A 6,778-nucleotide genomic window follows, 5' to 3' on the forward strand; every position below is an offset into this window, starting at 1 on the left:
CGGGCACCGGTGGGTCGGCACGGCCCGGCCCCGACGGTTCACGGGCGTTCGTCGCCGACGGCACCGCCCATCTGACGATCCCGCTGCGGATCAGCGTCGGTCTCGACCCGTCGGTGTTCCCCGTCGCGAGCGTGACCGCGCCGCCGCCCGGCCCCGTGCCCCCGGCACCGCCCCCGGCCGGGCGGCCCGACACGGCGTCCGCCGCGGAGCGCGACGTCGAGGCGGCCCTCGTCAACCACCGGGTCGCCCTGGAGCGGCCGTACTACGACCGGCCCGCCGACACCGCCGCGCGCGAGGCCTACTACGCGGGCGTCGCCACCGACGACGGGGACACGCTGCGGCGCGCGCTCACCGAGCTGCTGACCCGGACCCACAACCCGCGCCCCCGGTACAAGCCGATGCGGCTCGTCTACCCGTGGGTGGATCTGCACCGGGACGGCCGGCTGCGCAGCATCTACTCCGGGAACGACTTCTCCGCCGAGGAGTTCATCCGGGCGGACGCGGCCGTCGAGGCGGCCCGGACGGCGCGTATCCAGGAGCTGTTCCTGCACGAGGGGACGGCGGGACCGGCCGAGTTCGAGGCGGAGTTCGACGCGTTGGAGGCGTCGATGCCGTTCAACTGCGAACACGTGGTGCCGCAGTCGTGGTTCCTGAAGAAGGAGCCGATGCGGGGCGACCTCCACCATCTGTTCGCCTGCGAGGTCGGTTGCAACAGCTTCCGCGGCAACTTCCCCTACTTCGACTTCCCCCACTTCGACGAGGTGGTCCGGGACGCCTGCGGGCTGCGCGAGGACGTCGGGTTCGAGCCGCAGGAGGGCAAGGGCACGGTCGCCCGCGCCACCCTGTACTTCCTGCTGCGCTACCCGAAGCAGGTCGGCGACACGGCGCGTGAGTTCCCCGAGGAACGGCTGCCCCTGCTGCTGTCGTGGCACGCGAGCGAGCCGGTGACCGAGTACGAGCTGCATCGCAACGCCGCCGTAGCGGAGCTCCAGGGCAACCGGAATCCGCTGATAGACCACCCGGAGTGGGCCGAGAGGATCGACTTTTCGGGGGTCTGGCCCTGATGTGTCAGGGCTTGTGACCACCCCGGTGGCGGGATCGGGCGGGCGGCGGTTTAGCATATGAGCGCCGCCTAGCTCGAAAGATAAATCTGTGACTGTCAACGAGGACTCGTTCACCCTTTGGAAGCACCGCGAGGAGATCGCGGAGTCGATGATCCCGATCATCGGGAAGCTGCACCGCGAGCGGGACGTCACGGTCCTGCTGCACAGCCGCTCCTTGGTGAACAAGTCGGTGGTCAGCATCCTGAAGACGCACCGCTTCGCCCGGCAGATCGCCGGTGTGGAGCTGTCGGTCACCGACACGCTGCCGTTCCTCCAGGCCCTCACGACTCTCGACCTCGGGCCCTCCCAGATCGACATCGGCCTGCTCGCCGAGGCGTACCAGGCCGACGACCGGGGCCTGTCGGCCGCGGAGTTCACCGCCGAGGCCGTCGCCGGTGCCACCGGCGCCAACAAGATCGAGGGCGGCGAGGGACGCGACGTCGTCCTCTACGGCTTCGGCCGCATCGGCCGCCTCGTCGCCCGCCTGCTGATCGAGAAGGCCGGCTCCGGCAACGGTCTGCGGCTGCGCGCCATCGTGGTGCGCGGCGGCGGCGAACAGGACATCGTCAAGCGCGCCTCGCTGCTGCGCCGCGACTCCATCCACGGCCAGTTCCAGGGCACGATCACCGTCGACGAGGCGAACAGCACGCTCGTCGCCAACGGCAACACCATCAAGGTGATCTACGCGAACGACCCGTCCGAGGTGGACTACACCGAGTACGGCATCAAGAACGCGATCCTCATCGACAACACCGGCAAGTGGCGGGACCGCGAGGGCCTGTCGCAGCACCTGCGCCCCGGCATCGACAAGGTCGTCCTGACCGCGCCGGGCAAGGGCGACGTCCCGAACATCGTGCACGGCGTCAACCACGACACGATCAAGCCGGACGAGCAGATCCTGTCCTGCGCGTCCTGCACCACCAACGCGATCGTGCCGCCGCTGAAGGCGATGGACGACGAGTTCGGTGTGCTGCGCGGTCACGTGGAGACCGTCCACTCGTTCACCAACGACCAGAACCTGCTGGACAACTACCACAAGTCGGACCGTCGCGGCCGCTCCGCGCCGCTGAACATGGTCATCACGGAGACGGGCGCCGCCTCCGCCGTCGCCAAGGCGCTGCCCGACCTGAAGGCGCCGATCACCGGCAGCTCGATCCGCGTCCCCGTCCCGGACGTGTCGATCGCGATCCTCAGCCTGCGCCTCGGCCGGGAGACCGACCGCGAGGAGGTCCTCGAGTACCTCCGGGGTGTCTCGCTGACCTCGCCGCTCAAGCGCCAGATCGACTTCACCAACGCGCCCGACTCGGTCTCCAGCGACTTCATCGGCTCCCGCCACGCGTCGATCGTCGACGCGGGCGCCACCAAGGTCGACGGCGACAACGCGATCCTCTACCTCTGGTACGACAACGAGTTCGGCTACTCCTGCCAGGTCATCCGGGTCGTCCAGCACGTCTCCGGCGTGGAGTACCCCACCTACCCGTCCCCGGCGGTCTGACCTCCGGGCAGGGATCTCACGGTCACGGGGCCGGGTGGACGTCGCGTCCGCCCGGCCCCGTGGTGTGACGGCGCAGGTCCGTGGCACTTGCAGTGCCATGGATCGGACGAGGCGAGGAACGGAAGTGGTGCGGCGGCACGGCGGCGCCGTCGTACTGGCGATGCGGCGCGCCTGGTCGGGGCCGGGCCGCGAGCGGGACCTGATGGCGCAGGCCGGGAAGGCCGCGCTGGCCGCGTGTGTGGCGTGGGCCGTGGCCGGCTGGTGGCTGAGGGCGCCGATGGCGTTCGTCGCACCCTGGTTCGCGATCGTGCTGGTGGAGTCGACGGTGTACCGGTCGGTCGCCCACGGTCTGCAGCAGCTGGCCGCGTTCGCGGTCGGCACGGTCGCGGCAACGGCCGGTGCCCTGCTCCTTGACGGCACCCTCGTGGCGATGGTCCTGGTCCTGCCGGTGGTGCTCCTGCTCGCGCAGTGGCAGCGGCTGGGCGCCCAGGGCATCTACGCCGCGACCGGCGCCCTGTTCGTACTCACCGGCGGCCAGGTCACCATGGCCGCCGCCGGGGCGCGGCTCGCGGAGGCGGTGTTCGGGGCGCTGGTCGGCATCGCCGTCAACGCCCTGATCCGTCCCCCGCTGTATCTGCGGGACACCCGCGCCGCCCTCTCCGAGGCCGCCCGGGAGGCGCAGGCCATCCTGGAGGCGGTGGCCGACGGGCTCACCGACGGCGCGGGCGATCCGGATCCGCACGCCGCCGGGGAGTGGCACGAACGCGCCCTGCGACTGTCCCGCCTCGTCGACCAGGCCCGGTCGGCGATCGGCTGGAGCCGGGAGAGCATGCGGGTCAACCCGCGCGGCCGCCGCACTCGGGCCCTCGCGCCGCCCGGCCGGGCCTACGACGACGCCCTCACCGTCCTCGACCATGTCGCCGTGCACACGGCGGGCGTGACCCGCACCGTGCTGGAGACCTCCGCCCACGGCTCCCGGCCGGCCCGGCCCGTGCCGGAGATCACCGGCCCGTACGCGGACTTCCTGCGGCACACCGCCCGCGCCGTCGGCCTGTACAGCCGGGCCCGGTTCTCCGCGGGCGGCACCGATCGTGACGCCGACCGGGCGCTGCGGGAGACCGTCGAGGAACTGTCCCGCGCCCTCGACGACCTGCACCGCCGACTGCCCGACGCGGTCCGTGACGACCCGGAAGCCCTCAGCACCCACGGCACCCTGCTGGCGCAGGCGCGCCGACTGGCCGATCAGCTCGTCCAGGGGTGACCCGGCGTCGGCCGGTCACAGGTCGATGATCACCAGGGCGGTGTCGTCGGTGGCGCCGCTCAGGGGCAGCAGGTCGAGCAGGAGGGCGTCGGCTAGGTCCTCCGCGCCGGCCCGGCGATGGCGGGTGAGGGCGTCGGCGAGGCGGGCCAGACCGGTGTCGATGTCCTCGACGCGGCGCTCGATCAGCCCGTCCGTGTACAGGACGAGGGTGTCGCCCTCGGTGAACTCGACGGTGGCCTGCGGGCGGGCGACACGGTCGGGACGGGCGCCGAGTGGCGGGTCGGTCGCCTGGTCGAGGAAGGTGACCGACCCGTCCGCGCACAGCAGTGCGGGCGGCAGATGGCCCGCGCTGCTGTACATGATGGTGTGGTCGCTCCAGTCGATGCAGGTCTGGACGACAGTGGTGTTCTCGGCGCCCTCGACGGAGGCGGCGTACAGGCCGAGGGCGTCCAGCGCCTGGGCGGGTCCGTCCGCGACGAGGGAGGCGGCGCTGAGCGCGCTGCGCAGCTGGCCCATGGCGCAGGCGGCGGAGAGCCCGTGCCCGACGACATCGCCCACGGCCACACCGATCCGGTCCTCGCCGGGCATGTCGACGAGGTCGTACCAGTCGCCGCACACGTTCAGCGCGCCGGTCGCCGGCCGGTAGCGCACCGCCGCGCGGTGGTGACGGACGGGGCTGGGCGCGGGCAGCATCGCCCGCTGCAGGGCGAGGGCGACCTCGCGTTCCCGGGCGTGCGCCCGGCGCAGGCGTTCATTGACCTCCTGCAACTCACGGGCGCGGGTGTACAGCTCGGCCTCCAGGACCTGGGCCCGGTCGCCCAGCGGGCGGGAACGGGCCCGGATCAGCTCGGTGACCTCCTCCACCTTGTGGATCAGCAGCACCACGGTGCCGTCGGGGCCGAGGAGGGGTGCGTTCACCGGGCTCCAGTAGCGCTCCTCCCACTCGCCGGGCCGCTCCGCCGACTCCACGTCGTAGCGTTGCAGCGCCATCGCGTCCCGCTCGCCGCTCTCGACCACCCTGGTCAGGGACGCCGCCAGGTTCCGCATCCCGGTGGCGCCCGAGTCGCCGGGGTTGTCGGGGAACACATCGAACAGGTACCGGCCGACCACCTGTTCCCTGGTGCGGCCCGACTGCCGCAGGAACTCCTCGTTCGCGTCCGCGTAGACCAGGTCGGGCGTCAGCAGCGCCACCATGCCGGGCAGCGCCTGGAACACCGCCGCGTAGTCCGTCTCCGTCTCCGCCATGGTGCGCCGCCTCAGCGTCTGTGCCTGTTCTGCGATCTCCACCATAGGATCCCGCAGCCGGGACGTCGCGTCTCCGGCATCGAGAAAAACCGCAGCTCACGCAGTGTCGCCGAAGGGGGGCGCGGAGCGACCGGGCAGGGCGCGCGGGCGCTCAGCAGGGCTTGCGCCATGCGTCCAGCTCCAGGCGTTTCACCATCGAGGAGAGGCGCAGCCGCCGGGACTCCGCGCAGAAACTGCTCCTCGGTTCCGTGTACTCGACGTGGAACACGGCCTTCCCGGCGGCGATGAACGGGCTGAGGTCGGCGCATTCGTCGTACTGGGCGCACTCCTCGTTGACCGCGAAGTCGAAGTCGGCGAGGAGCTGGGGGATCTGCGGGAGGTCGTTCTTCAGGCCCACCGCCAGGCCCCGCTCGTGGGCAATGTCGGCGATCATGCGGTTGTAGGCGAGCTGGTCGCGGGCGGTGAGCGGGAAGCCGGTGTCGCTGCCGTAGCCCTCGACCAGGTCGGGTTCGACCGCGTCGAAGCCCTTGTCGCGGCACATGTCGAAGCGGCGTTCCATGAGCGGCCGCAGGACGTCGAGGCGTCGGATGTCCAGCCAGCGTTCGCCGGCCCAGCCGTTGGGCTCGCCGAGCACCGAGCGGGGGAAGGCGTCCCGGTCGGGCCGGAAGTTCTCCCAGGCGCCCACGTTGACGTAGCAGATGACCTTGCGGCCGTCGCGGTGCAGCCGGGCCACGTCCGCCGCGGAGTTCTCGAAGCCGTCGATGTCGTAGACCGGCACGTCCGCCGAGGGGTCGACCTTCCCGTCCAGCTGCCACTGCCAGGCCAGCCCCGGGCGGGGTCGCCACCGTTCCCCGGCCGGGCGGTCCGGGGTGCCGGTGCAGCCCGCGAGCGCCGACGCCACCAGGGTGGCCAGCAGGGTCGCGTACGCCAGTGCCGTCCGCCTCATCGTTCGGTGCTCCCGGTCAGCGCGGGCGTCAGCCGGGCCCACGGGTTGGGTGGTTCGCCGGTGACCGGGCCGCAGACGCCCGCGCCCCGCTCGTGCGCGGTGCGCACGGCGAGCGGCACGAGCGCCTCGGGCACCCCGTAGACGAGGTGGCACAGCCGTTCGGGCGGCCGGCGGGCGGTCCACGCCGGTCTGCTGAACGACGACACGTACGTCGACCAGTGGCCCTCGAAGGTGACGGTCAGGTCGGCGAGGCGGGCATAGCCGGGGGCCGGGTGCACGCCGGGGTTGAGGACGACCGTGTCCGCGCCCAGCCGGCGCAGGGCGCGGACCAGCCGACGGCAGGCGGGCAGTCCGTCGGGGGTGGCCGTCACCTGGTCGAGGAAGCAGCCGTCGGCCGCGTACCACTCCCGGTGACGGCGTAGATCGTCGGCGATCTCGGCGCGGTCGCGCATCCCGTAGTCGGTGTCGACGTAGCCGAGGAGCCGGGCCCCGGCCCCGCGGAGCGCGGCGGCGGCCGCGCCGAACGCGGGGTNNCGCGGCCGTGATCAGCCGGTGCCAGGCCCCCGGGTCCTCGGCCGGGTGGACGTAGAGGGGCACGAGCAGGCTCACCGCCGGCCTTCCCAGAGCGCGGTCAGGGCGTCGTCGAGGGAGTACTCCGGCCACCAGCCGAGCGCCTCCTCGGCGGCGGAGATGTCCGAACACTGCCACGACACGTCAGCCGACCGAAC

General features: G+C 72.3%; 6 protein-coding genes and 2 pseudogenes. 3 read left to right on the forward strand and 5 right to left on the reverse strand.

The window, feature by feature from the left end; genetic code table 11:
• The 3 genes from AOK15_RS34725 to AOK15_RS34735 all read left to right on the forward strand — a co-directional run.
• Positions 1-1,064: endonuclease I family protein (locus tag AOK15_RS34725; RefSeq protein WP_205632281.1), on the forward strand; the 1,064-nt coding region annotated here is incomplete at its 5' end.
• 88 nt (positions 1,065-1,152) lie between these two features.
• Positions 1,153-2,598, forward strand: a complete 1,446-nt coding sequence (locus AOK15_RS34730) for a glyceraldehyde-3-phosphate dehydrogenase (protein ID WP_055522286.1) — start codon at positions 1,153-1,155, stop codon at positions 2,596-2,598.
• 97 nt (positions 2,599-2,695) lie between these two features.
• A complete protein-coding gene (locus AOK15_RS34735) occupies positions 2,696-3,859 on the forward strand; it encodes an aromatic acid exporter family protein (protein ID WP_055522287.1) in 1,164 nt (387 codons plus the stop codon).
• A 15-nt stretch (positions 3,860-3,874) separates the two neighbouring features.
• Here AOK15_RS34735 and AOK15_RS34740 read toward each other — a convergent pair whose 3' ends face one another.
• The 5 genes and pseudogenes from AOK15_RS34740 to AOK15_RS47775 all read right to left on the reverse strand — a co-directional run.
• Positions 3,875-5,104, reverse strand: a complete 1,230-nt coding sequence (locus AOK15_RS34740; RefSeq protein WP_055522289.1) for a PP2C family protein-serine/threonine phosphatase — start codon at positions 5,102-5,104, stop codon at positions 3,875-3,877.
• A gap of 151 nt (positions 5,105-5,255) precedes the next feature.
• Positions 5,256-6,050 (reverse strand): endo alpha-1,4 polygalactosaminidase, encoded by a 795-nt coding sequence (locus AOK15_RS34745; RefSeq protein ID WP_055522288.1) that lies wholly within the window; start codon positions 6,048-6,050, stop codon positions 5,256-5,258.
• The coding region (locus AOK15_RS34750) for a spherulation-specific family 4 protein (protein WP_240508731.1) at positions 6,047-6,582 on the reverse strand (536 nt) is incomplete at its 5' end. The genes AOK15_RS34745 and AOK15_RS34750, both read right to left, overlap by 4 nt.
• 2 nt (positions 6,583-6,584) lie before the next feature.
• Positions 6,585-6,713: pseudogene (locus tag AOK15_RS49030) on the reverse strand (spherulation-specific family 4 protein); the annotation flags it as partial.
• Positions 6,656-6,778: pseudogene (locus AOK15_RS47775) on the reverse strand (NAD-dependent epimerase/dehydratase family protein); the annotation flags it as partial. The pseudogenes AOK15_RS47775 and AOK15_RS49030, both read right to left, overlap by 58 nt.

Source organism: Streptomyces ossamyceticus (assembly GCF_001418475.1).
GTDB classification, from domain to species: domain Bacteria; phylum Actinomycetota; class Actinomycetes; order Streptomycetales; family Streptomycetaceae; genus Streptomyces; species Streptomyces ossamyceticus.

Excerpts from the sequence above, each read along its gene's own strand:
- AOK15_RS34735 (WP_055522287.1), top strand. The coding sequence starts at position 2,696 with ATGGATCGGACGAGGCGAGGAACGGAAGTGGTGCGGCGGCACGGCGGC.
- AOK15_RS34740 (WP_055522289.1), bottom strand. The coding sequence starts at position 5,104 with ATGGCGGAGACGGAGACGGACTACGCGGCGGTGTTCCAGGCGCTGCCC.
- AOK15_RS34745 (WP_055522288.1), bottom strand. The coding sequence starts at position 6,050 with ATGAGGCGGACGGCACTGGCGTACGCGACCCTGCTGGCCACCCTGGTG.